The following is a 25,079-nucleotide window of genomic DNA, read 5'->3' on the forward strand; positions in this document are numbered from 1 at the left end:
CATTTAAAACCTAAGTTTTATTTAACTCTCTGAGTTGTTCGTGCTTCGCTATGCGTTAGCGTTTCCCGTCTCAGTGGGGTCGCATTATAGGGAGTTCCAAAAACAGATCAACACTTTTTTTCAATCTTTTGACTGTTCGCTCAAAAAGCACCCAAAACGCTTTAAAAGAACACTCAATCGATGCTTTTTCGAGTCTTTTTTGATGTAAATTAAATTATTTCACATAAATATCATTGCTATGTTCATTTATCGCGTTAAGATAGCAAGTTCACAATGTTAAATTAATGTTTATTTCCTGTTTATTGGTAGATCAAAATGAAATTACCCGATCAAAAATCTCTTATCTCTTCAGTTATCCTTGCTGTTATTGGTTTCGTTATAGTTAATTTTGCGCTTTCGAGCCTACAATTAAGTCCTGCACTGTTATTTGGTGCTGGTTTATTAATTGGTGGTGTAGTTATAGCTGCAATGTCATCTGGCGATGTAGAAGAAGCCGAAGTAAAAACAAAAACACTTTATGTGGGCAATCTTCCTTATCGTGCAAATGAAGGTGTAGTTCGCGCTTTATTTGAAGAACAAGGTAAAGTGTTTAATGTACGCCTATTAAAGGATAAAAATACTGGCAAACGTCGTGGCTTTGGCTTTGTTGAAATGGCAGAGCTAGATGCTGATAATGCTATTGCAAAATTAAACGATAGCGAGTTCCAACAACGTACATTGAAAGTTCGTGAAGCAAAACAAAAACAAGATGATGAATCTAACTCTTTTCGTTCTGAGTCGGATCAATCAGCGTAACTAGCTCCACCGGTTGCTTATCAACATAAATCGAAGCCGTTGCGTAATAACGTAGCGGCTTTTTCTTGCCTGTACAATTAGCATCAAGCTCATCACTGCAATCTATATTATGCCCTTTGAGTATTGCACACACCCGTTTGGCTATTGCTACGCCGGAATCAAGTAATAATACAGTGCTGTTAAAATACTCATTCAAACCTTTTGCTAAAATTGGGAAATGCGTACAACCTAACACGACTACATCCACTCTTTTATCAATAGCGAGACTATCGAGCTCTGCAACTAGTTTGTCTTGGGTAATCTTTTTACTTTGATATGTTTGTTCCGCCAACGTTACAAGTTCAACACTAGCATATAAATGTACTGTGACAGCTTGACCATGCTGGCTTATCAACTGTTGTGTATAACTACTTTGTACTGTTGCTGGTGTGGCCAATAAGGCAATATGCTGTGATTTAGATAATAAAGCGGCGGGTTTAATTGCGGGTACTACACCGACGATCGGTATCGTGGTTAATTCGCGAAGTGCGCTCAGTGCTGAAGTAGATGCGGTATTACAAGCAATAACTAACACATCAACGTTTAATTGTTGTGTTTCTATAAAAATTAATAATCCGGTGAGGCGCTGAATTATGGTTTGTTGACTCAGCTTTCCATAAGGTAGGTAGGCGTTATCCATAAAATAACTATAACGGCCATCAGGTATGTATTGCTGAATATGCTTCAGCACTGTGGTACCACCAATGCCCGAATCAAAAACCATGATATGAGGTGACAAACAACTCGCTCCTTATAATAACTAAGCTGAGCAGTTTGCCACGCGGTGTACTGAAAATAAAGCTTATGCTTCACTCTCTAGTGCTGCTGAGCGCAATTTATTCATTTGCTCAAACATCGATTTTGTATAGTCGACTAATTTGCCTATTTCCTCTTGGTCTTGATTTAACCATTGTAAAATGCCTGACAGTTCATTTTGCAAACCAAGATCACCCGCTTTATTAAAGGCATTTTTTAGATCGTCATTAAATGGAGCTATTTTTTCAGCCACAGCTTTCTCTGGTGTTGGTTTATTCTCTTCATAGCCTTTTATTGCTGCAAACGTTTTAGTTTGCTTTAAGTCCATTGAAAACGCGACGAGCTGTTCGTTGCCTAAGTTGAGCTCTTGTGCTTGTTCAAAGGCTTGTTCCAAATCACCACCAAAAAATGTTTTACTAACATTTTGCAAGTCTTCCATCATTGCATTAATAGCCTTTTGTTCATCTTCGTTTAAGTCACCATTTACTGACATGCTAAATGATAACTCCCGCGATTGTGATGATGCACTGGCATAGCCTTCATTTTGACCATTACGCTGATAACTACTGGCTGATTGCTGTTTAAATGCATCAGCAAAACTAATACTCACTTCGTCACCTTCTGCAGTGGTGAAGTTATACTGAGCATTATTACTTAAACTTAAATACTGTGCTTGAGTAACACTGACAGAATCCGGTTTAGGGTTAAATAAATCCTCTTCAAACTCATCCAGGCCATTAAAAATACCTTCTTTGGATTTTTCTATGCCCTGCTCAATTTCGTCGTTTAGAATACCGGTATCTTTTAATTCACCATAGGCATCATCAATACCTGTTTGCACACCTTTGCGTGCATCACTAAGCATACCTTTGAGTTTTTCATTATCGGCTCCATTGACTTGCGCTTTCTTAACGGCACCAGTTACAAAGTCCAAAACGTTTTTGACGATTTCTTCAAAATCAAATAGTGGCTTGTCTTTTTTCTCTTCCGCGACAGGTAAGCCTAAAGCCTCAGCCATTTTGTCACCTAACACTTTTGCTGCTAATTCTTTACCACGTTGCTGGTAACTATCTTGAGGCGACTGTATTGTAGGTTGCTGTAATGCAGCTTTGTTACTGTATTTATTGACGTTGTTGTTTGGAACAAAGCCAAAGTTGCCAATTTTCATGATCCGACTCCTATTTTTGCTTACTTAAGTATCGGCCCAAAAATAAATAACTAAAGTAAAATGTACAAAAAAACAGCATTTGCTATTACTCAAAATTAGGGCCTGTTGACCTTTAAGGATTAAAATTTGTTCAACCTCGGGGCGATTTAATCGCGGCGCGAGATTTGTAACCTAGTGGGCTAAGTAAAAATTGAGCAAAGCTTCCGCGTCCTGCTCACGCCCCTTACTTACATCCATGTAAGTAACAAAGAGTTAATCGCCCCTAGGCAGAACCCTTCGGGCAGCGCGCGTTTGGCATTTATGCTACGTTATCGCCTATTTATGGGGAATAACCACACTACATAGGCTCTGCCTTGCCTAAAAACCAAACGCACAGCTGCAAAATTAACCTAGAAAGATAAACAGACCCTAGACAAATAATCCCTGCCCCCTACAATAGCGCCGATAAACAGCATAATGAAATAAGGTAGTAGGTAATGGCGGTTATAAAGATCGATACAACAGGATACGACGCACAGTTAAATGAAAAAGAGCAACGTATCATTGCGCAATTCCAACGCTTTGGTGTTGAACAATTAGAAGTCTTTGCCTCTGAGCCAATTCATTACCGTCAACGCGCTGAATTTAGAGTATGGCACGATGGCGATGAGTTATTCCACATTATGTTTGATCAAGCCACCAAAGACAAAATCAGAGTCGATGTGTTTGACCCTGCAGCGCCGCTAATTGGGGAAGTAATGCAGGCAATGATCGATAATCTTAAAGGCTGTGAAGTCTTGCGTCGTAAATTATTCCAAATAGATTATCTTTCTAGTTTAAGCGGTGAGATTTTAGTGAGTCTGCTTTATCACAAACCACTCGACGAAGAATGGCTAGCAGCTATCAAGTCACTAAAAGAATCATTGAGTGAGCGCTTTAAAATTGATTTTATTGGGCGTGCTCGCAAACAAAAAGAAGTACTCGGTGATGATTTTGTTACTGAGCGTTTAACAGTTAATGGCCAGCAACTTATTTACCAACAAGTTGAAAACAGCTTTACGCAGCCAAATGCTAAAGTAAACATTAAGATGCTGGAGTGGGCACAAGACTTATGTAAACCACTAAAAAATGATTTACTAGAGCTCTATTGTGGTAACGGTAACTTTTCAATTGCCTTAGCTGGTTCGTTTAATCGTGTATTAGCAACCGAAATTTCTAAATCGTCAGTACACTCAGCGCAGTATAATATTGCTAAAAATAACGTAACTAACTTAGATATCATTCGTATGTCGAGCGAAGAGTTTACTCAAGCTATGAAAGGCGAACGAACCTTCTCACGTTTAGAAGGGATTGACTTAAGCAGCTATGATTGTCAGACCATTTTAGTTGATCCGCCGCGCGCAGGCATGGATACACTAACATGTGATTTGGTGGCTAACTACGAGAGTATTATTTATATCTCATGTAACCCTGATACGCTAGAGCGTGATTTAGAGCACCTAACTCGCACTCATGAAGTTAAACGGTTTGCGATTTTTGACCAATTTCCATATACCCACCACATTGAATCAGGGGTATTTTTACAACGTAAATTGTAAAGTATCTATGCCAGTGCTTTTACTAGCGCTGGCATTTGCTGCTCACTAAAGACTTTAATACCATTCTTTTCTAATAGCGAAGCCGTTAATCCCATTCCAACCACCTTAATACCACTGTGCGAGCCATCGTAAATTGTATTACGACCACAAGAAGGACTTGATTCCTTTAATAGCGCAAAACGAATATTGTACTGTTGGCAAAGGCGTAATGCTTGTTTTGCACCTAGCTGAAATTCCGGTGTCACATCATCACCAGTATTGGTAATCACTTTACCGTTGACGATTTCAGCAGGATCTCTAGGAGTGGATAAACCACCAGCAATCTCAGGACAAAAAGCGACTATACGTTCCTGCTGCTGCCATGCGATAAGCTGAGGATGGAGTAACTGTTGTCCGCTACCATCGTAGCGCACGGGAGCACCAAGTAAGCAACTTGAAACCAGTATTTTATGCATTTCTTACCACCTGCAACAAAAAAGCTCCGCATACGGAGCTTTTTTACAATAAACACTAAACCGCTCTATTTAGCAGCTAAGTAATTAATTAGATCAGCCATACTTTTAGCATCTTTAATACCTGAATCACCACCAACAATAACACGGTACTTACCGTTTACAATAAAGGTAGGCACACCTTTCAAAGCACCCTTTTGTTTAAAATATTCTTGATCACGCTTCATTTTGGATACCTTGGTTCTTACTGTAAAGCTGTTGTAAAACTTATCAAAATCATCAGCAGCTACACCTTGAGCAACAAAGATATCTTTCATATCAGCAAGCTCATTGATGTTTGCTCGCTTGCCATGGATATGGTTGAAAATAGCGCTAATTAGTGCATCTTGTTGTGGTAATACAGTTGCCGTAGCGTAAGCTTGTGCTAACATCGTTTGAATTTCTGGGTTACGCGGACCCGAAAAGTCAACATGGCTTTTCTTAAAAGTAATACCTTCATTTAGTAGCGGCTTTAATTCAGCAACAATTGATTCAAAAACATTACAGTGTGGGCAGTAAAATGAGAAGAATTCTTTAACTTCTGGCTTTTTAGTTGCACGTGCATCAATCGTTTCATAATGCGTCCCTTCGTCATATTGAATCGCGGCGGCGTTTGTAGCAAACCCAAGCGTCAACGCTATTAGTCCTGCTTTAACTAATTTGATCATCGGTAAAAACTCCAAAAATTATTGTTTTAATAGCTTATTGTTGTAATAAAAAGGCAACTAACTCATCAAGCTGCTCTTGGCTCTTGATGGTATTGATATTGATTTTGTATTTATCATTAACGATAAACGTTGGTACACCGGTTAAGGCTCCCATTTGTGAAAACTTATTTTGCTTGTCTTGCATGGCTTTTTCCGCCGCAATCACTGGCATGCTGGCAATATCTTTATCAAAGGTATCGTTATCAATACCATTTACTGCAAGTAATGCTTTAACGTCTTTAATGTTATTGAGTGGAGCACGTTTTATATGAATGCTGTCAAACATTTGATCTGCAACTTGCGCACCTTTGTTATGCTGTTTAGCGATGATATACGCATAGCTCAAATTACTTTGCACTTCTGGCGCTAAACCACCTAAAAAGTTGACATGGTTTTTTACAAACTCAGTACCTGCAGGCAAGCTTTTTTCCATTGCTTTAGCTACAGCTTCAAACTTAAAACAGTGCGGACAATAAAATGAAAAGAACTCTGTTACTTGTGAGGTTTTACTTTTTTCAATTTTTAGTACGTCATAGTGCTCACCAGCTTTAAAATCTGCGGCCATCGCAGCAAAAGGTAAACATAGCAGTAGTAAACTCAATTTTAGTTTTTTAAGCATTGGACTCTCGTTTCAGATATTTTTAATAATTAGTTAGGCAGCAACTTCAGCGGCGGCTCTTGAAGTGCAGAATACTGCTCTTTCAGCGCTAAAATTTGTTGCTCCCAGTATTTGTCATCAGCAAACCATGAAAAGTTCCGCGGAAATGCCGGATCTTCCCAACGTTTAGCTAGCCACCCCATATAATGAATCATACGCATTGCGCGTAATGGTTCAATTAATTTGAGTTGAGTGTGATCAAAATCACAAAATTCTTCATAGGCAGCCACTAAGGTATCTAACTGTAACAGTTGATTGTTTCGATCGCCACTGAGCATCATCCATAAATCTTGAATCGCAGGCCCTTGACGACTATCGTCCAAATCAACAAACATCAACGCATCACCGGCCCACAGAATATTACCGGCATGGCAATCACCATGTAAACGTATAGTATCCACCTGCTGGTAAAGCGATTTCGTTTTAGCGATCACCATATCTAAAATAGTATAAAACGCAGTAGTTAAACTGCTAGGCACCAGATTACTGTTTTGTAACTGAATTTTAGCTGTATCTAGATACTCGTCACACCCTATGACCGGACGTTCGCTAAAAACATTCGCTTTAGCTGCTTGATGCATCCGACCAATCAAGCGTCCTAACACATCTAACTGATCAAGATTATCAACTTCAAAGATGCGTCCCCCGACACTTGGGAACAAAGTAAATAGATAACCATTATGCTCAAATAAGCTTTCGCCATTACGCTGTATCGGCGCAACTACAGGCACTTCAGCATCAGCCAATTCAAATGCAAAGCTATGCTCTTCGAGTATTTGTGCCTTACTCCAGCGCTCGGGACGATAAAATTTCACCACATAACGTAGGCCATCTTCAGCTTTGAATTGATAGACACGGTTTTCGTAACTATTCAGTGCTAATAAGCCAGACTCTGCGTAAATACCAATACTTTCGACCGCATCTAAAATCGAATCTGGGGTGAGGTCAACAAAACTAAATTTACTCATAATTCTCATCAATTATAAAAAAAGCGGGAAAATCCCGCTTTTTATTTGTTATCAGTGTACTTAACTATCGCGCTTTAAAGAAGTTACTCGGCTGCGAAATTTGTGAACTTGGATTGTCCACTGGCGATAATACAAAATTAAACTCGGTCATAGGCGCTTTCAAATCATACGGATCCATCACCAATGATAATGGCACGTTGTGCGATTCGCCCGCTTGCACGGTAAAAGTTTGCTTACCTATGTACTTAAAGTTCTCCAGTCCTGCCACCTTAATATTAAAGGTTTGCTCGTATTGTGCTTTGTTGATCACTTTAAGTGTGTAGGTATTTTCGACAAGCCCATTAAAATCGACTCGATAGAGTTGATTTCGATCGCGAATAATATCTAAGTCCATTGGCTTACGCATTACAATATTCGTTACCAGCGCTGCGCTGAGCACCACTAATATAACAATATAACCAATAATCTTAGCGCGCAGAGGATTGGTTTTATTCTCTGGCGTTTCTAGGTTACGCTCAGTGGTATATGAGATAAGCCCGCGCGGATAATTCATCTTATCCATTACTCCGTCGCAGGCATCGATACAGGCGCCACAGTTAATGCATTCAGCTTGCAGGCCATTGCGAATATCGATCCCTGTTGGGCATACTTGTACGCACAAATTACAGTCAATACAGTCACCTAAGCTAAGCTCTTCTCGATCTTGTTTACGACTACGTGGCCCACGATTTTCACCACGTTTTTCATCGTAGCTTACTGTGAAGGTATCTTTATCAAACATTGCAGATTGAAAGCGCGAATACGGGCAGATATGCAAGCACATAATTTCGCGCATCCAACCAGCATTACCATAAGTACATACAGTAAATACGATAATGCTAACCAGCGCATAGCCACCTACATCAAAAGTAACAAAATCCGGTAACAGCTGACGAATAGGTGTGAAATAACCAACAAAGGTCAGTGCGGTGTATAAAGAAAAAGCTATCCAACCTGTATGCTTGGCTGTCTTACGCCAAAATTTATCAAAGTCCATTGGTCGCTGATCAAGCTTCTTACGTTGATTCGCTGTCCCTTCGAACTTTTCTTCAAACCAAATAAAAATAAACGTCCAGACTGTTTGCGGGCACGTATAGCCACACCAAACCCGACCGTAAAAGGTGGTCACTAAGAATAACGCGAATGCAGCAAGCATCAGAATAAAAGCAAGAATAGTAAAATCTTGTGGCCATAGAGTTAGCCCAAAAATGTTATATTTTTGACCAATGAGGTCAAATAACACAGCTTGTTGGTCATTAAAGTTTATCCATGGCAGCGCCATGAACGCCAACATACCAAGAAAACCAATGCGCTGTCTTAATAGTTGATGTAACCCTTTAACCGCACGTACATAAATGCGATTGCGGGGATTAAATCTATCCTGTTGAGCATAGAGATCGGGCTTTTCGATCTTGACCTCACTAGGAATATTTTTTACTTTTATTTGCTTGTCCATCGAAGTTCCTCAACGCCGCTTGGAGAATGAAAGTCAAACAATCATATAACGCTATTTAGATAGCTAACAACTAAGCTTACATTTAAAAATAGTGCAAACTGAACTACTGTGCTGTAAAAGTTCAGAGATTTCTGAAAAATCTAATTGTTCTCTGTCATTATACCAACTCTCCTCAAAAAAGCTGATATTCATTGATAATAATTTATTCACCTAACTTGCTTGCTTTACAAAGGGGCATTTTATTACACTGGTGTCTAATTCGTACCCGTTCAGATCAAAGTTTACTCACATATGAAAAAATTCCTTGTACTAGTTGTAGTGATACTTGCGTTATTCACAATTGATCATCCAATGATAAAAGAACCTCGAGAAAAGTTATTAGGAGAAGGTGTAGGGCTATTAAGTAGTGCTAGCAACATTAACCGTGGACCCGCTGCGAGCATGGCAAAAAACCGCATCAAGTCAGAACTAACACTTTCAGAAAGCGAGTTAGAGTATTTAGAAGAAACCATGCAAACTGATGAACAGCTGCAGCTATTCCATACTCGTTACTGCCGCAGTAAAGATCTCAACCTATATTTTTACGAAGATCGTTTAAATACAGTGTGTGACATCGTCTCAACATCATTGGCTGAGCGCAGAGGTAAATAGTGGATTTTTCAGCTTTAACAAAAAAAAGCAGCGCATCGTTTAACCAACATAAAAACCTACTGAAGAAGCTGGCGAAAGGACAAACGGTTAAATGTGAAGTATGCCAAGGCATATTAACGTTAGATTTAAAGACTCAGCAACCCGGCCAAGGGATTGCTAAATGCCCTAAGGGCTGTACTGAAATTGTGTTGGATTTAGCATAATGCTAACTCCAACCATCTTCTTCATCTGCGTACAAACCACTTTGCACAGCGATAATTTCTATTAACTCAGCAAATCCTAATGCAAAATCTCCCATTAGTTCATACTGTTGCTGGCATAGTTGTATTTCACTAAGCTGATTTTGCTGGGCAATTGTTGTGATAAGCTGGGGCTCTAAAGCAAAAAAGCCTAAACTGGCGTAAGCGGTTTGCAATGCATCAGTTAAGTCTGTTGTCAGTGCATCAGCTTGCATTAGCTTATCAATATACACCTGTGCTCCCTGAACAAAACCCTGACACCATTGCTGGCATTCATGCAAATCTAGGTAGCTGTCATCTTGATCACTCACCAGTAAACTTACAGGGAGCTTAAAACCTGTTTCATAAACTTGCTCACTGATCTGATGATACAAAGCCATAAATGCAAATAATGTTTGTTCTTCTAGCTGGCCGTGTGTATCTGGCACTATCTGTTCAAGCCACTCGTGTACGTCTAATGGCTCAGGAGAGCAAATAACCGCAAATAAGTAACCTTGGCTCTGCACCAATGTCATGGCGCCATTGCGGCTCGCTAAATACGTACTTAACTGCTGGCCATGTTGCTGTGTAAATTCAGGAATTTGCATAAAACAATTCAGCCTTGTTTAAAAATTTAATGGATAACGGCCATCGCTATCTGCACGGCCTAAAAATTTGGCGGCATCGTGTACTTCTTTTGGTAGTGATGCTTCTGGCTTGATATATCCAGCCACTTTAAAGTCCATGTTTGCTTTTAAGGTTGCATCAGCCGCTAAGCCTAAGCGGTTTTCAGGATCAACTAACACGGCTATATCGCCCGACTTACAGCTTAACTTGCCACTTAATGGACCAACGCTAAACCAGCCAGACAATCCTTGCACATCGATGTTTGCACTGGCGATTTCACCTTTTAATGCATCACAATAAGGCGCTCCTGAGAGATATTCATCTAACTCAACAATTACTCTGCCTTTAGCATTAATAGGTAATGGCAACTGCAAACGCTGCATCGCACGTTCAACACTCAAACGCAATGTAGCATCATTTAATGCAACTACTTGATCAAGCAAACCATAACTAAAGTCACCGCGTCCTGACAGTTCACTGGTCTGTCGCGGATCACCAAACTTTACACTGCCTGTAAGCTGTCCGGTGAATAATGCCCAACCAGAAATATCCCAGTTTAAATTGTTAATCTGTTCATCTTGATAGCGCAGCTGCATGATTCTACCCTGCCAAATGCTACCCGATGCTTTACCTATTTGCAGATCTTTAGGTAGATAAGGATTTGCTAAATTAAGCGCAACTGCAGCTGGCGTTTTTAATAGTGCAAAAAAGATAAAACCGAAGAAAAATATTACTATAAGAATCGCTATTTTTTTCATTCTTTACTTCTCTAATACCAGTCGGCTAACGCGTACGTAGCCTGGTTTATCATCGCGACTGAGATCTAAATTTTCAATCAATACGCCTTTAGTGTTTACCAGTTCATCAAGCCATTCTATGAGCTTATTAAACTGTACCGAGTCGATGGTTAATCTTAATGAATTATCGCTAGGCTGCATTTTGCTTATGGTTATATCGTAGCGAGCGCGGCTAGCATTAACTATTTGACTCAAGTTTTGGTCACTTGTAACAGCACGCGCACTACCCGCTTTGAGTTTAACAATACTGTTATCAACCCACGCTAATAATTCTTGCTGTTTAACTTGGTTTTTTTCAGCTTCAGTTATCGCGTTGTTTAGTGGTCTAAAAATACCCATAACTAAGATAAAAATAACAAAAATAACCCCAGCGACCATCACCAACTGTTGCTCTTGCTCTTTTAAGCCACGCCAATGTTTTAAAAGTTGTTGTTTCATGCAGCACCTCGTAGTTTTATTTCACCGACTACAAAGTCGCCATCATTATTTAATGAGCCTTGGTCTACAGTTAATCCGCGTTGTTCAAGAATTGCTTTAACTTTGCCAAAGGTTTGAAAATCTTTTCCGCGAGCACGAACTCTAAGTTCATTGCGACGTTGATCATAACGCAATGTCTCAGGAGTAAACTCTTGCACTTGGCTAAATACACCCACCAGCTCATTCGTTAAATCTAGGAATCCGGCACTGCTGCCACCCTCTAATTTAGCCAATTCACCCTGAATTTGGTTTTTAATCAAATGCGGACGAACTGTTTTCCCCGGAAAGGCCGTTTGATAGCGCTCAACCACTTGTGTTTTAGCGACTTCAAGCTCACTATTTAACTGATACAATTCAAGACTTTTTACTGCCACAGAGCCAACTAACGCGACACTCGCTGCAATGGCGGCACCTTGCCAATACGCCCACCATAATGCGCTTTTCTTTTTCAGTTGATATTGGCCTTGGCGAAGATTGAATCTTATCTCAGGTAATTGTTTAGCAAATAGCGCCAGCGGCAAATCATAAGCATCGGTATGCGCCGTAAGATTAACCGTTTCTGGAAATTGCGAGGCAGGGCTGTAATGTGCAACATCAGGGTGACCTAAAGCAGTTAAATACTCAGCCAACCAGCTTTGCTCTACAGCACTGATCCGCCATGAGCCTTGCTTACATAGCCATTGGTTATTAAGCTCAATAACGCTTAATCCCTCATGTTCCGCAGTAGGAAGCAATAATGCATCGGGTAACAGTTTGAACACTTCAATTCCATGTTCAGCAAATACAGCTAACCAAGTTTCAAACCATTCTCGGTCAGTCATGGCAACTTTAATGGCGTGCTTGTCACCGACCATAGTAGGCTCAGCAATCGCGATAAATAAGTCATCTACGTCACATGCAATCTCTTCTTCAAGCATATATGGGAGCGCTTGCTCAAGCTTACGATTCCATTTGGTCGGCAGGATTACGGTTTTTAGTTGCACCTGATCACATGGCAGTAATACCACAACTTCACGATTCTGTGCTTTTTCAACTAACTCACTCAGTTGCTCAGCGTTCGGCAATCCGCCACTGGCAATTATTTCTTGTTCTAATGGTGAGTAAATCAGCCAATTAATACTTTCTTGTTGAGTTTGACCCGTGCGGATCAACAGTATTTCTGTCACTGTACGCCTCCAAATTTTCGCGCCAGTATAGTTACTTCGCCATCTTTGGCATGCAGTAATGTGGTCATCGAAAAACGCAGATCGACAAATTTAGCCTGCGCTTGTAGTTTAAAATATTCGCTATTTATGGTGAACAGTTTTTCAACAGACTTAACATTTTGAGCCCCTTGTTGATTCACTTGTTCAAAAAATTCTTCAATATTATTAAAGCCTTCTTCTGGCCGGACTGATAGCACACTTTGCGCACCTGACTCACTCAAACCATCAATCAATGCACTCAATAATAATGCCTGTTCAGGAGCGATTGTATTGACATTAATTGCTAACAATTCGCTACCTGGGATCACGCATACGTATGGCAAGATTTTTTCCATCACTAATGGATTAAACCCTTTAACCAAACGCAGCTCTGAGCTTGATGCAAAAAAACTATTCGCTGTCATATATGGTGATTTACGCGATAAATACTCATCTTCTTCAGCGCCAGAACGATAAGTAATACTATCTTCATCGAGCCAGTCGTAAACACTGTCAGCCATGGCTTCTTCCGACTCTTCTGCTGGTAAGTCCTCAATATTTTCTAATAGCGCTAATAACGCGGTGTGCGCAGGATTGGTTTTATCAGTACTACCCGCTTGTGGCGCTTTAACACGTAATGCATTGAGATTTAAACAAGCCTGTAAGTCCGTGATCTTGCCTTGCAAGGTACCATTATCAACCGGATAAGGAATATCGCCTTGTTGCGCCCAAATTTGTTTTAAAGTGGTTTTTTCAGGGTCATCTTTTTTGCTTTGTAATAACGCTTTAATAGCCAGCTCTTCTGCTGCATAGGCATACCATTTTGCTTGCTGATGACCTTGTATGTTGGTACTTTTTTGAACTTGAACAAGCAAATTAGCACTCATCTCTACGGCTAGAATTGATGCCAAAGCAACAATAAACAAGACAATTATAAGCGCGGCACCATGTTGAGATTTATGGTTCACTTAAACCTCCCGCCTTTCCGTTACCTGGTACTAAAAAAACGCGTCTTATTGGTTCTTCATCAATTTGTTGCAATGTGACCGCCACAGCTTTTGGCAATGCCTTGCCCTGCCACTGCTCTTGCCATTCATTTTTTTCATCTAAAAATTCAAATTTAAGATCTTCGATATCTTTAAGAATAACTTGCACTCGCGGCTCAAGGTTATCGAGTTGATCAACATAAACCCGATATATACGCTCAAGGTTGTCATCAATAACACGATAACCCACTGCTTGTAGCTCTGAGCGCGGTAACAAATTAATTGGGTTTACCCAGCCATCTCGCACAAAGGCAATACCATCATACTGGCTATTAATGGTGTAACGCCCAGCAAGTAGATATTGTTCTTGCACATCACCGGCTTCATTGCGCACGGCACGTTTAGTCATTTGGCTGAAATCTTGATCCATTAACCTAAAGGTCGTTTGCAAACCATTCAATTCTGCAATTTTTTCGTCTGATGCATCTTTCGCTTTGGTGGTCGAATCAAGAATTTGGTGAGTAGCTAACACGACGAATGCTAAAATCCCCAGCGCTACCATCACTTCTAATAGTGTAAAACCGCGCTGCTTCACTTATTTGCTACCTTTATTTAAATAGCTGATGAGCTCATAAACCGAGTGCTCTAACTTTTCATCGCTAAATACATTAATAGTCACTTTTACAAAACTTTTATCTGCTGTCGCTTCGGTATCTTGACGCCAATACCATTCTATACCAGCCATTGTTTCCGTGCCTTTTGCGCCATTTTTGCCTTGCCACTTATCGCCGAGAGTACGCTGTTCAATCATTACATTCTCAGCCACCCAAGAGGCATAGGTTTGCTCTTCAAGGCTTGATAAATGATTAATATGCTCAGCTGTCGCTTGCATGGCGGCAATCCCAGCCATGGCGCAAATACTCAGCGCCACCATAACCTCAAGTAAAGTAAAACCTTTAGACCTGCGATACATTATTCTGGCTCTCTGCGTAAGTTAACCGGTGCGGAAAATTCCCCTTCGATGAAATACACAGGTTCTTTTTCATCTTTTAATTCATAGATAAGTTGAAATGCGCTCACCTCACCAGAAGATAAAATTAGCACTTGCGGGATTTTCATTTTTTGCAATTCGAGTAAGCTATCATCATCACCGCCACTCATTAACTCGCGCCAATTTGATTGCTCGAGTAGATTATCTTGAGCCCATGCGAGATCTTCTAGATTAAGTGTCAACTTAAGACGTTCATCAACAGTCATCGGCGCAAACAGCTTTTCTCGGTCGAAGGTGATCCATTTTTCACCATCAAACACTAAAAACTCTAAGGTATCTTTATCAAGCTGAAAACCTAATTCAAGCTGATTTAAGATTGCAAATTCAGAAGCCATATTAATGGTGGTATGCAGTCTCAGTGCTTGTTTGTCCAATTCATCTTCAACACCGCCATCAAGACTATATACCACCATTTTAGTGGCGAAGGCGATCACCACCAGCACAACCAAAATTTCAATTAAGCTAAAGCCACGCATCGGTGACTTTAGCTTTGCAAGGCGCAACTTAGTCCGACTTAATATCATGCTAAGCTCGGTGCTGGGTATAAAAACGCCTTTATACTAAGATGCATTATTATTTTTCTTCATCCCAGTTACCAATGTCGTCATCAGTACCCACTTCGCCATCGGGTCCCATTGAAAACAAATCAAATTTACCAACTTCACCTGGGCTGATTAACTGGTACGGATTTCCCCATGGATCTTCTGGTAATTTAGAAATAAAGCCACCTTCAGGAAAACGCTTTGGTACTGGCTCTACGCTAGTTTTAGTCACTAACCCTTCAAGGCCTTGCTCAGTGGTTAAGTACGCTTTGTTCTTTAATTTATAAAGACTCATAGCATCTTCAAGCTGCTGAATATCAAGATGCGCTTTATCAAGTGCCGCTTCTTCTTGCTGACCCATAATATTGGGTGCCACGATTGACATGATCATGCCAATGATAACCAGTACCACCATAACTTCGAGTAATGAGAAACCTGCTTGTTTATTCACGTACATACCTCTGTTGTTCTTAATAATTAACTATCGTAACACGGTAAAAATGCATTACGAAATCCCTAAAATAGTTAAAGTCCAATCGCTTTATTCATTGCCATAATAGGTTGTAATATGGCCATTACGATAAACAATACAATAACCGCCATGGACGCTATCATCGCAGGCTCTAAGAGTTTTAGCGAGACATTTACCATGGTTTCAAATTCACGGTCTTGATTGTTTGCAGCACGCTCTAGCATTTGCTCGAGCTCACCTGATTTCTCCCCACTGGCGATCATATGCAGCATCATCGGTGGGAATAATTTTGTTTGTTGTAAGGACGCTCTTAAACTTGCCCCTTCACTAACGCGGGTTGCGGCATCCGCCACTGCTTTTTTAATTTTCTCGTTGATCAATACGCCACCAGAAATACGCATTCCCTCGAGTAACGGCACTGAACTTGATGACAAGATACTCAGTGTACGAGCAAATCTGGCGGTATTAATACTACGAGCAACTTTGCCAATGCCCGGCATCATCAAAATTTTCGAATCATACCAAAAGCGGATCTTAGGCTGTTTTAGCGCATGTTTAACACCAATCACTGTCGCGGTAAATAACACCAAAGTAATGAACCAATAATTTTGCACATAGTTACTAGCAGCCATTACCCATTCAGTCGTCCAAGGTAAAACCTGCTTTGACTTTTCAAATGTCTTCAATATTTTAGGCACTACAGTACCTAGTAATATTGAAACGATACCAATGGCAAATATTACTAATATCACCGGATACACCATCGCTTGTGTGATTTGACTACGCATGTGTTGACGTTGTTCCGTGTAATCGGCTAAACGGTTCAATACAGCATCTAAGTGACCTGATTTTTCACCCGCAGCTACCATAGCGCGGTATAAATTATCAAATACATGTGGAAACTCAGACATGCCATCAGCCAAGGTATAACCTTCAACAACTTTTGAACGCACCGACATTAACATACGCTTCATACGCGGCTTTTCACACTGCTCAGCCACCGCCATTACCGCCCCTTCAACCGGTAACGCCGATTGAATGAGTGTAGCGAGTTGGCGAGTGATCAAAGCGAGATCTGAGGTAGATATTTTCGCTTTAAAAAAGCTGCCAAATGGCGAGCTTTTTTCACCTTTAACTTGTTTATCCCCCTCTGCGGCGGGCACAACTTCGAGCGGCGTAAGACCTTGTTCACGTAATGATTGGCGAATTTGTTTCGCGGTATCCGCTTCTTGAATACCTTTTTTCTCTTTGCCGCGAGCATCGAGCGCGCGATATTCAAATGCTGCCATTGTTAACCTTCCTCACGCGTTACACGTAATACTTCTTCAAGGGTGGTTTTACCGGCTAACACGCGACTACAGCCATCTTGGCGAATACTTGGGGTATGTTTGCGAATGTACTTTTCAACACTTTGCTCACCTTTACCACTGTGAACAAGTTCGCGAACAGTTTCATCAACTACCAGTAATTCATGAATACCGGTACGACCACGGTAACCATTAAAGTTACACTCTTCACAGCCAACGGCTCGGTAAATAGTCGGCGGATTTACAAATGGTACGCCGAGCAATTCACACTCGCGCTCATCTGCAACATGACCTTCTTTACAGCTCTTACATAAAGTTCGCACTAGACGCTGCGATAACACCCCTAACAAAGAAGATGACAGTAAGAAGGGTTCAACCCCCATATCTTCCATACGAGAGATAGCACCTGCTGCGGTATTGGTATGCAATGTCGACATCACTAAGTGACCTGTAAGTGAGGCTTGCACGCCAATTTGTGCGGTTTCAAGGTCACGTATTTCACCAACCATTACTACATCAGGATCTTGACGTAAGATTGCCCGTAAGCCTCGGGCAAAGGTCATATCAACTTTAGTATTTACCTGAGTTTGACCAATACCTGGGATTTCATACTCGATTGGATCTTCAACCGTTAAAATATTACGATCGCGAGAGTTAATTTGGCTCATGCCCGCATAAAGCGTGGTACTTTTACCAGAACCAGTTGGACCGGTCACCAAAATAATTCCGTGCGGTTTACTGATCAAATCAGAGAACAATTCACGATTGCGCAGCGTCATACCTAAATCTTCAAGATTTAAACGCGCGTTATTTTTATCAAGTAAACGCAGTACAACCCGCTCACCAAAACTTGATGGCATGGTTGATACCCGAACATCAACGGCACGTCCTGCGATACGCAAACTAATACGACCATCCTGCGGGATACGCTTTTCTGCAATATCGAGTTTCGCCATTACTTTAATACGCGAAACTAGCAATGAAGCGAGTTTACGATTCGGCTTTAACACTTCTTTAAGCACGCCATCAACCCGAAAGCGGATCACTAGCTCTTGCTCAAAGGTTTCGATGTGAATATCTGACGCGCCTTCTTTAATCGCTTCACTGAGCATCGCATTGATCAATTTAATGATTGGTGCATCATCATCTCCGGCAAGCAAATCTTCCGTTTGCGGCATATCTTCAGCCAGTGAAAATAAATCAACTTCGTTACCTATGTCTTCCATCATTTGCTGGGTTTCAGAACTATCGCGTTGATACGATGCCTCTAATAACAACTCAAACTTGTCATCAGCTAAGTGTTCAAGCGTAAAGCCATGCCCAGCAATACGGCGCACTTCTAACAATGCATCAATATTAAGCTCACCACGATAGAAAACCACCCGGTCATCGTTATTTTTACTTAATAACATGCCTGCACGTCGTGCATATGAAAATGGTAGCCGCTTATTAGGCAGTTCAACTAAATCGTTACTGGTCATCAGCTCGCTATTATTTAGCGGCTGTGAGGGCTCTGCGGTGATCTCAGTGATTGCATCAGTCATTATTGCGCTCATCTGTATTTTGCTGTCTTAAGTATTCTTCATACGTTGGCGGTAATACTAATGCATCATTCCACTCAGGTAGGATTGGCACATCGGTTAGAGGCATTAAATCAATACCATCTTCTTTTTGTTTATACTGCTCACCACGGATAAAGTTATATTTACTGTGGCTTAATTTATTCATTTTAATACCATCACGAATAATGGTTGGGCGAATAAACACGATTAAATTACGTTTACGCTTGCTGGTGCTGGTTGAGCGAAATAAGTGACCAAGGATAGGAATGTCACCTAATATTGGTACCTTTGATACGCTTTCTTGCACGTCTTCATCAATTAGACCACCAAGCACAACCATGCCGCCATCATCAGCCATAACCGTGGTTTTAATGGCACGTTTATTAATAGATATATCCACCGAAGTAGTACCACTCACGCCAGATACTTCTTGCTCAATGGTTAACTGTACAGCTGAACCATCATTTATTTGTGGCGTTACTTTAAGTTTTACACCCACCTCTTGACGCTCTACTGTTTGGAATGGATTTGAATTATTAGAACCCGTTTGCGAGCCAGTAATGATCGGCACTTCTTGACCGACAATCATCGATGCCTCTTCGTTATCCATGGTGGTAACCGAAGGCGTAGCAAGAATATTTGAGTTAGTATCGGTAGAGACTGCTTGAATGATCGCGCCCCAGTCGTTTTTAACAATCCCCATGGCCAATCCATTGATACCCCCTAACAACTTACCTAACGGGCCAAGATCACCTTCTACAGTTTTCTTAATAGGAGTAACTACTGCATTGTCAGTGCCTACAACGCTATCAGTAATTGTTTTATCACGAGCTTGCTGAGCAGCTACAGCTAAAGAACCAACAGGAACGGTTGTGCCGTTATTAAACTGCATCATACCGCCTTGCTCTGAAATCCATTGCAGACCAAAGTTAATCCCATCAGCTTCCATTACTTCAACAATGATTGCTTCAACGAGTACTTGAGCACGGCGAATATCAAGCCGTTCAATCACTGACTCCAATGAACGCATAGTGTCAGGTTGAGCAGTAATGACCAATGAGTTTGAATCAGGGTGAGCTTCGATACTGGTTTCGTTTTGGTTGCGGCTACGGGTTTTAGTTGCCCCACCTTGACCTTCTTCACCTAGCGTTTTGCTAACCCCTTGCAACACTTTCACTAAATCTTCAGCGCTAGCGTAATTAAGGTAAATTACTTTAGTGTTGCCTTGGCTTTGCAACTCACCGTCGAGGCGTTTAATTAATTCAATAGCACGCGTTCTTGCTTGGCCTTCGCCACTAACAATCACGCTATTAGTACGGCCATCTGCAACGACTTTAGGGATCAAAAATTCTGGGATACTGCCTTTACCGCTATCTTTGTAAATATTATCAACCACAGATACCACATCATCAGCGGTGGCAAAGTTTAGCTTTACAATATCAACCCGCTTATCACCGGCTTGGTCAACTGAGCGAATAATTTCAACAAGTCGGTTTACTGAGGCAGCATGACCGGTCAACATCATGACGTTTGCAGCGTTGAAGTTGGCAACATGACCGCCATCTTTTTGGTCGCTAAACTGACGCACTAATGGACCTAGTTCTTGTACGCTAACATTTTTTACACGTACGACACGAGTGATCATCATATCACCGCGCGCTTGGTCGTCTTCAGTAACTAACGGTACGTTTGATTTTTTAGCATCAGAGCTTTTTTCAATCTTTAATATGCCGTTATCCATTTCAACAGCTGAATAACCGTAAACTTCTAGTACATTTAAGAAGAATTGATAATAAAGTGCTTCATCCATCAATTCATAGCTGCGTACGTTTACTTTACCACGTACGTTCGGGTCGATAATGACGGTCTTATTTAGATTTTTACCAACGATATTAATAAACTCATTGATATCGGTCCCTTTAAAATTTGCAGCATACTCAACGGCAGACACCGATAGAGATAAGCTAGCCACAAAAAAAAGTGTTGCGTACTTAGCTAACCCTTTTCTGATTTTTTTGAGGTGTAGCGCGTGAACCATTATATTAAAACTCCAAAGCTAAGTTATTGCAGGCTAAATTGCACATCAATCTGCTCGCCATCACGGTCAATTGTAATGTTCGCATCGGTACTATTACGCAGCTCATTAATGGCTGACATGGCCTGTTTTAAATCTGTTAATTGATAGCCGTTAATCGATACAGCCAAATCGTTATTTTGTAACCCCATCTGCGTAAATAATGCAGGGTCTTTACCTGGGCTTAAACGGTAGCCAATAAGCTCACCATCCTTCATAGCCTGAGATACGCGAATATAGTCAAATAGTTTACCGGGATCTTTTAACAATTCTTCTCGGGTCTCTATAATTGCTTCTTTTACTTCTTGATTTGCTGTTACATCAATCTGACGGTCACTGTCCATTTGCGGACCTTCATCGAGTTCAGGTTCATCACTTTCACGTTCGGCAAGTACTGGCATTGATACTGTTTTGGTAAAATCCACGCCATCAAGCATTAACGTTTCAAAACGGCCACTGACATCTAAAATTACTCGATCAGGTAATACTTGAGCAAGCTTAGCGCGAGTGCCTTGTACAACATCATCTACTAAATAGGTTGATTGTTGGCCTTGAGATTCAATAATTGCTAAGCCGGTTTGATCATTGCCGCTGACCGCAACAATACCGGTTAAATTAATGCTTAATCGAGTTTCTGGCGCATTGTTAATGACTTGAGTTTGTTTGCTTGCTGGTTTTTTAGGCGCTGCGTCGGCTTTACCAAACAAGTTTTGTGCTAAAATTGATTGCGTATTAACCCGTTCAGGTTTACCTGTAACGCTATTAATATAGCTTGGAGAAAGGCTCGAATTAACCGGGGCTGGCCATGTTAGCCAAAATAGTTTCGCTGCTAAAAAGGCAATGTAAACAACGGCTAAAAGCGTTATTGCCCAACTCAATTTAGCGTGGGGTAATTTACTTACTAAATGTTTTAGCTGCTGTAATCGCTGTTCCATAAATGACGTTTCTTATTTTAATTTGCTGTTTCATCGCTGGCCTATAGTACCTTTTCATTTTTCATTCAACAAGCGCACTAATATTAAACTTTGTAAACAAGGTAAATTAACGTTCAAGCTGAGTGTAAAAAACTTCGACTATTTCTTTGTTGGTAAGTTTCATGCTAAATTTTACCTTACAGAGCCGCGCTTTTAATTGAGTATAATTGTGTCAAAAAGTAACACCCGTAATACCACGTCAAAAGATGAAACTATTAGTATCCGTTTAGACAAATGGTTGTGGGCTGCACGCTTTTATAAAACCCGCGCCATCGCACGGGACATGGTGCAAGGTGGCAAAGTACATTATAATGGCCAGCGCACTAAACCTAGTAAAATAGTCGAACTAGATGCCGTGATCAAACTTGCTCAAGGAGTTGACGAAAAAGTTATCACTGTACTTAAATTGCTTGATAAACGCTTAAGTGCCCCCATTGCTCAAACCTTGTATCACGAATCTGATGCAAGTATCGAAAAACGCGAAGCCAATAGCATCGCGCGCAAGAATAATAGCTTTTTTGCTCCTCATCCGGACCGTAAACCAGATAAAAAGCAAAGACGCGAACTTTTAAAAATGAAATCAAGTTAGGTAAAGCCACTCATGCAACAAGATCTACTTCATCGTTATACATTTGATCAACTAGACGTCCGCGGCGAACTCGTACAAATAGAGCAAGCTTATAATGAAATGATTGCCGATCACAATTACCCCGTGCAAGTGCAAGCTTTATTGGGCGAGTTACTGGTCGCAACCTGCCTACTTACAGCTACATTAAAGTTTGAAGGTGATATAGCAGTACAACTGCAAGGTGATGGCCCGGTAAAATATGCGGTTATCAACGGTGATCATCAACAAAATATGCGCGGTATTGCCCGCCTGCAAGGTGAAGTAACAGGCTCAACCATCCAGGAACTAATCGGTAACGGTGTGATGGTACTGACAATCACCCCAACTAAAGGTGAACGTTATCAAGGTATAGTTCCGCTTGAGCATGACACGTTAGCAGCATGTCTTGAAGCCTACTTTGCACAATCAGAGCAACTACAAACACGTCTATGGTTTGCAACTGATACAACACAAGGTCATGCTAAAGCTGCTGGTTTACTACTACAGGTGTTACCTGTAAATAAAGAAAAGTCGATTACTGACTTTACTCACCTTGAAGCACTCAGCAATACGATTAAAGCTGAAGAGTTGTTAGAGCTTGATGCTGCCACTGTGCTTACTCGACTTTATCATGAAGACAATCCGCGTGTTTACGAGCCGCAAGCAATCCAGTTTAAATGTGGTTGTAGTAGAGAAAAAACCATCACTGCGCTCGTTAATATAGGTCAACAAGCTTTATTAGATGACGTTATTGAAAATGGTGAGGTAAAAATTAGCTGCCATTATTGCTTAAAAGATTACGTTTTTAATGAACAAGATGTGAAAAGTATTTTCAACTAATCTAATCGTTCAAAAAACCAACAAAATTCAAACCGCATTTATTGCGGTTTTTTTATGCCAAAAATTGATACCGGTGTCATGAATTGTATTACTTTTATGACACCGGTATCATTGAAATTATTCATGTTTTTTACTAAATATATGTGTTTTTAGGCCTTTGATAAGCTCGAATATCCCTAATCCATCTGTTACTATAATTACAGCTTAAAGGGAAACAAGAACCCCAGAGCTATCCCGTTCAATCTCACACAATTTAGGTATAAACATGACTTCAAGCGCTACTCGTTTTGTCGATCTAACTGCAGCTGAACTTGTCGAACACGCGATCCGTCGTGGCGAAGGGACTTTAGCCGCCAATGGAGCTTTTGTTGCTAACACTGGTCGTCGTACTGGTCGTTCACCACAAGATCGCTTTATTGTTCAAGAATCAAGTACTGAAAATGAAATCCAATGGGGTAATGTAAATCGCCCTTTCGATGCAGATAAATTTGACGCTTTATGGGCACGTGTAGAAGCACATGTGCAGAGCAACGACCACTTCATCTCTCACCTTGAAGTAGGCGCTGATCCTGAGCATTATTTACCTGTTGTTGTTACAACAGAAACTGCATGGCATCATATCTTTGCCAAAAATATGTTTATCGAACCTAAATCTTATAATGCATCTGATTTACCCCAATGGCAGGTAATGAATGTACCTTCATTTGTTTGTGACCCAGAACGTGATGGCACTAACAGTGATGGCACAGTAATTATCAACTTTGCACAACGTAAAGTATTGCTTGCAGGTATGCGTTATGCCGGTGAAATGAAAAAATCAATGTTCTCAGTGCAAAACTTCCTACTACCAGCAAAAGGCGTGCTACCAATGCACTGCTCAGCTAACGTAGGTGAAGCTGGCGATACAGCATTATTCTTTGGTCTATCTGGTACCGGTAAAACAACTTTATCCGCCGATCCAACTCGCTTTTTAATCGGTGATGACGAACACGGCTGGGCACCTGGCAGTGTATTCAACATCGAAGGTGGTTGTTATGCTAAGTGTATCGACCTTTCGCAAAAGAATGAGCCTGTTATCTGGGATGCAATCCGCTTTGGAACTATCCTAGAGAACGTTGTCCTTGATGACAAAGGCGTTCCTGATTTTCATGATACCAGCCTAACGCAAAATAGCCGCGCAGCTTACCCGCTTGAACACGTTGAAAAACGCAAAGTAGAGAACCGCGCAGGCGAGCCAAAAGCAGTGGTATTCTTAACCTGTGATGTAAGCAGCGTATTACCTCCAGTATCAATCCTTAGCGAAGAAGCGGCAGCGTTTCATTTCCTAAGCGGTTACACAGCAAAAGTTGGCTCTACTGAAATTGGCTCTACCAGCGATATCGAATCAACATTCTCAACCTGTTTTGGTGCACCATTCTTCCCACGTCCAGCGGGTATATACGCGGAGCTTCTAATGAAGCGTGTACGTGAATTTGGCGCCAAGGTATACCTAGTTAACACTGGTTGGACTGGCGGTCCTTACGGCACTGGTAAGCGTTTTGATATTCCAACTACCCGCGCTGTTGTTGATGCAATCGTATCAGGTAAACTGGCTGGCGTTGAAACTCAACATATTGATGTTTTAAACCTAGACGTACCAGTTGCAGTACCAGGCGTTAACAGCGAGCTACTTAACCCAATCAATACTTGGGAAGATAAAGCTAAATACGCTGAATATGCGGCCAAACTTGCAGCAGACTTCACTGAAAACTTCGCTAAATACGATGTATCAGATGAAATCAAAAATGCTGGGCCTAAAGCTTAATTACTTACTTTAGCTTCATAATTAAAACGCCAACCTCGAGTTGGCGTTTTTGATCTACTGGCGTTTATCAAGCCTCTTGCCAATTACCATAGAACGAACTTTCCCATATCGCGACTTTTGCATTCTTGAATTCAAGTATTAAGTGCAATCATTATGCAAAATTTAGATGGGACTGAAATATGAATGTGAGGCAACTAGCCAGCACCTGCCTACTTTGCACTCTCATGCAAGCATGTAGCACACCTTCGAATA

Annotated in this window: 27 protein-coding genes; 7 read left to right on the plus strand and 20 right to left on the minus strand. The window is 41.0% G+C overall.

Annotation, left to right across the window (positions count from 1 at the left end; genetic code table 11):
• The first annotated feature begins 315 nt into the window (after positions 1-315).
• Complete coding sequence (locus tag FW757_RS22035; RefSeq protein WP_145242807.1) at positions 316-795, plus strand: RNA recognition motif domain-containing protein; 480 nt, start codon at positions 316-318, stop codon at positions 793-795.
• On the opposite strand, the gene murI is transcribed toward FW757_RS22035, so the two are convergent.
• Together murI and FW757_RS22045 are read right to left on the minus strand one after the other, a co-directional pair.
• Positions 758-1,573 (minus strand): glutamate racemase, encoded by an 816-nt coding sequence (gene murI / locus FW757_RS22040; RefSeq protein WP_145242805.1) that lies wholly within the window; start codon positions 1,571-1,573, stop codon positions 758-760. The two genes, FW757_RS22035 and murI, sit on opposite strands and share 38 nt — an antisense overlap.
• A 63-nt stretch (positions 1,574-1,636) precedes the next feature.
• Positions 1,637-2,758 carry a DUF5610 domain-containing protein gene (locus FW757_RS22045; protein ID WP_145242803.1) on the minus strand — a complete coding sequence of 374 codons (1,122 nt, stop codon included), beginning with the start codon at positions 2,756-2,758 and terminating at the stop codon, positions 1,637-1,639.
• A 476-nt stretch (positions 2,759-3,234) separates the two neighbouring features.
• Between FW757_RS22045 and trmA the strand changes: the two genes are divergently transcribed.
• On the plus strand, positions 3,235-4,335 hold the full coding sequence (gene trmA, locus FW757_RS22050; protein WP_145242801.1) for a tRNA (uridine(54)-C5)-methyltransferase TrmA: 1,101 nt from the start codon (positions 3,235-3,237) through the stop codon (positions 4,333-4,335).
• Positions 4,336-4,340: 5 nt separating this feature from the next.
• Here the strand turns inward: trmA and FW757_RS22055 are convergent, their stop codons facing one another.
• The 5 genes from FW757_RS22055 to ccoG all read right to left on the minus strand — a co-directional run bounded on the left by FW757_RS22055 (position 4,341) and on the right by ccoG (position 8,654).
• Complete coding sequence (locus tag FW757_RS22055) at positions 4,341-4,790, minus strand: DUF523 domain-containing protein (RefSeq protein ID WP_145242799.1); 450 nt, start codon at positions 4,788-4,790, stop codon at positions 4,341-4,343.
• 65 nt (positions 4,791-4,855) lie between these two features.
• A complete protein-coding gene (locus FW757_RS22060) occupies positions 4,856-5,494 on the minus strand; it encodes a thiol:disulfide interchange protein DsbA/DsbL (protein ID WP_149983390.1) in 639 nt (212 codons plus the stop codon).
• A gap of 34 nt (positions 5,495-5,528) precedes the next feature.
• Positions 5,529-6,152 carry a thiol:disulfide interchange protein DsbA/DsbL gene (locus tag FW757_RS22065; protein WP_182740665.1) on the minus strand — a complete coding sequence of 208 codons (624 nt, stop codon included), beginning with the start codon at positions 6,150-6,152 and terminating at the stop codon, positions 5,529-5,531.
• A gap of 29 nt (positions 6,153-6,181) precedes the next feature.
• The gene (locus tag FW757_RS22070) at positions 6,182-7,159 is read right to left on the minus strand and encodes a serine/threonine protein kinase (protein ID WP_149983388.1); all 978 of its coding nucleotides are present in this window, start codon (positions 7,157-7,159) and stop codon (positions 6,182-6,184) included.
• Between the two features lie 64 nt (positions 7,160-7,223).
• A complete protein-coding gene (gene ccoG / locus FW757_RS22075; protein ID WP_182740664.1) occupies positions 7,224-8,654 on the minus strand; it encodes a cytochrome c oxidase accessory protein CcoG in 1,431 nt (476 codons plus the stop codon).
• 291 nt (positions 8,655-8,945) lie between these two features.
• Between ccoG and FW757_RS22080 the strand changes: the two genes are divergently transcribed.
• Positions 8,946-9,305 (plus strand): hypothetical protein, encoded by a 360-nt coding sequence (locus FW757_RS22080; RefSeq protein ID WP_145242788.1) that lies wholly within the window; start codon positions 8,946-8,948, stop codon positions 9,303-9,305.
• A complete protein-coding gene (locus FW757_RS22085) occupies positions 9,305-9,508 on the plus strand; it encodes a hypothetical protein (RefSeq protein WP_182719490.1) in 204 nt (67 codons plus the stop codon). The genes FW757_RS22080 and FW757_RS22085 overlap by 1 nt, the downstream gene beginning before the upstream one ends.
• A gap of 2 nt (positions 9,509-9,510) precedes the next feature.
• Here FW757_RS22085 and FW757_RS22090 read toward each other — a convergent pair whose 3' ends face one another.
• The 13 genes from FW757_RS22090 to gspC form a co-directional block, all read right to left on the minus strand.
• On the minus strand, positions 9,511-10,131 hold the full coding sequence (locus FW757_RS22090) for a UPF0149 family protein (RefSeq protein ID WP_182719491.1): 621 nt from the start codon (positions 10,129-10,131) through the stop codon (positions 9,511-9,513).
• A gap of 18 nt (positions 10,132-10,149) precedes the next feature.
• The gene (locus FW757_RS22095) at positions 10,150-10,908 is read right to left on the minus strand and encodes a type II secretion system protein N (RefSeq protein WP_182719492.1); all 759 of its coding nucleotides are present in this window, start codon (positions 10,906-10,908) and stop codon (positions 10,150-10,152) included.
• 3 nt (positions 10,909-10,911) lie between these two features.
• Positions 10,912-11,385: a type II secretion system protein GspM gene (gene gspM / locus FW757_RS22100; RefSeq protein ID WP_182719493.1), complete on the minus strand. Its 474-nt coding sequence runs from the start codon at positions 11,383-11,385 to the stop codon at positions 10,912-10,914.
• Positions 11,382-12,590 (minus strand): type II secretion system protein GspL, encoded by a 1,209-nt coding sequence (gene gspL / locus FW757_RS22105; protein WP_149983383.1) that lies wholly within the window; start codon positions 12,588-12,590, stop codon positions 11,382-11,384. Before gspL ends, gspM begins: the two co-directional genes overlap by 4 nt.
• The gene (gspK, locus tag FW757_RS22110; protein WP_145242776.1) at positions 12,587-13,576 is read right to left on the minus strand and encodes a type II secretion system minor pseudopilin GspK; all 990 of its coding nucleotides are present in this window, start codon (positions 13,574-13,576) and stop codon (positions 12,587-12,589) included. The genes gspL and gspK overlap by 4 nt, the downstream gene beginning before the upstream one ends.
• Positions 13,566-14,189 carry a type II secretion system minor pseudopilin GspJ gene (gspJ, locus tag FW757_RS22115; RefSeq protein ID WP_149983381.1) on the minus strand — a complete coding sequence of 208 codons (624 nt, stop codon included), beginning with the start codon at positions 14,187-14,189 and terminating at the stop codon, positions 13,566-13,568. The genes gspK and gspJ overlap by 11 nt, the downstream gene beginning before the upstream one ends.
• The gene (gene gspI, locus FW757_RS22120) at positions 14,190-14,567 is read right to left on the minus strand and encodes a type II secretion system minor pseudopilin GspI (protein WP_145242773.1); all 378 of its coding nucleotides are present in this window, start codon (positions 14,565-14,567) and stop codon (positions 14,190-14,192) included.
• The gene (locus FW757_RS22125; protein ID WP_182762286.1) at positions 14,567-15,169 is read right to left on the minus strand and encodes a prepilin-type N-terminal cleavage/methylation domain-containing protein; all 603 of its coding nucleotides are present in this window, start codon (positions 15,167-15,169) and stop codon (positions 14,567-14,569) included. The genes gspI and FW757_RS22125 overlap by 1 nt, the downstream gene beginning before the upstream one ends.
• A 49-nt stretch (positions 15,170-15,218) precedes the next feature.
• Positions 15,219-15,638, minus strand: a complete 420-nt coding sequence (gene gspG / locus FW757_RS22130; protein WP_145242768.1) for a type II secretion system major pseudopilin GspG — start codon at positions 15,636-15,638, stop codon at positions 15,219-15,221.
• Between the two features lie 74 nt (positions 15,639-15,712).
• The gene (gene gspF, locus FW757_RS22135; RefSeq protein WP_145242766.1) at positions 15,713-16,948 is read right to left on the minus strand and encodes a type II secretion system inner membrane protein GspF; all 1,236 of its coding nucleotides are present in this window, start codon (positions 16,946-16,948) and stop codon (positions 15,713-15,715) included.
• A gap of 2 nt (positions 16,949-16,950) precedes the next feature.
• Positions 16,951-18,510, minus strand: a complete 1,560-nt coding sequence (gene gspE, locus FW757_RS22140) for a type II secretion system ATPase GspE (protein ID WP_145242764.1) — start codon at positions 18,508-18,510, stop codon at positions 16,951-16,953.
• A complete protein-coding gene (gene gspD, locus FW757_RS22145) occupies positions 18,503-20,566 on the minus strand; it encodes a type II secretion system secretin GspD (protein ID WP_149983379.1) in 2,064 nt (687 codons plus the stop codon). The genes gspE and gspD overlap by 8 nt, the downstream gene beginning before the upstream one ends.
• A 23-nt stretch (positions 20,567-20,589) precedes the next feature.
• Complete coding sequence (gene gspC, locus FW757_RS22150) at positions 20,590-21,537, minus strand: type II secretion system protein GspC (RefSeq protein ID WP_182719498.1); 948 nt, start codon at positions 21,535-21,537, stop codon at positions 20,590-20,592.
• A 205-nt stretch (positions 21,538-21,742) separates the two neighbouring features.
• Between gspC and hslR the strand changes: the two genes are divergently transcribed.
• From hslR to FW757_RS22165, 3 genes are all read left to right on the plus strand, one after another.
• Positions 21,743-22,165, plus strand: coding sequence for a ribosome-associated heat shock protein Hsp15 (gene hslR, locus FW757_RS22155; RefSeq protein ID WP_404676548.1), 423 nt, complete (start codon positions 21,743-21,745; stop codon positions 22,163-22,165).
• 12 nt (positions 22,166-22,177) lie between these two features.
• A complete protein-coding gene (gene hslO, locus FW757_RS22160; protein ID WP_149983376.1) occupies positions 22,178-23,023 on the plus strand; it encodes an Hsp33 family molecular chaperone HslO in 846 nt (281 codons plus the stop codon).
• Positions 23,024-23,288: 265 nt separating this feature from the next.
• The gene (locus FW757_RS22165) at positions 23,289-24,827 is read left to right on the plus strand and encodes a phosphoenolpyruvate carboxykinase (protein ID WP_446441715.1); all 1,539 of its coding nucleotides are present in this window, start codon (positions 23,289-23,291) and stop codon (positions 24,825-24,827) included.
• The last annotated feature ends 252 nt before the right edge of the window (positions 24,828-25,079 follow it).

This window comes from Pseudoalteromonas sp. 1181_04 (assembly GCF_052850545.1).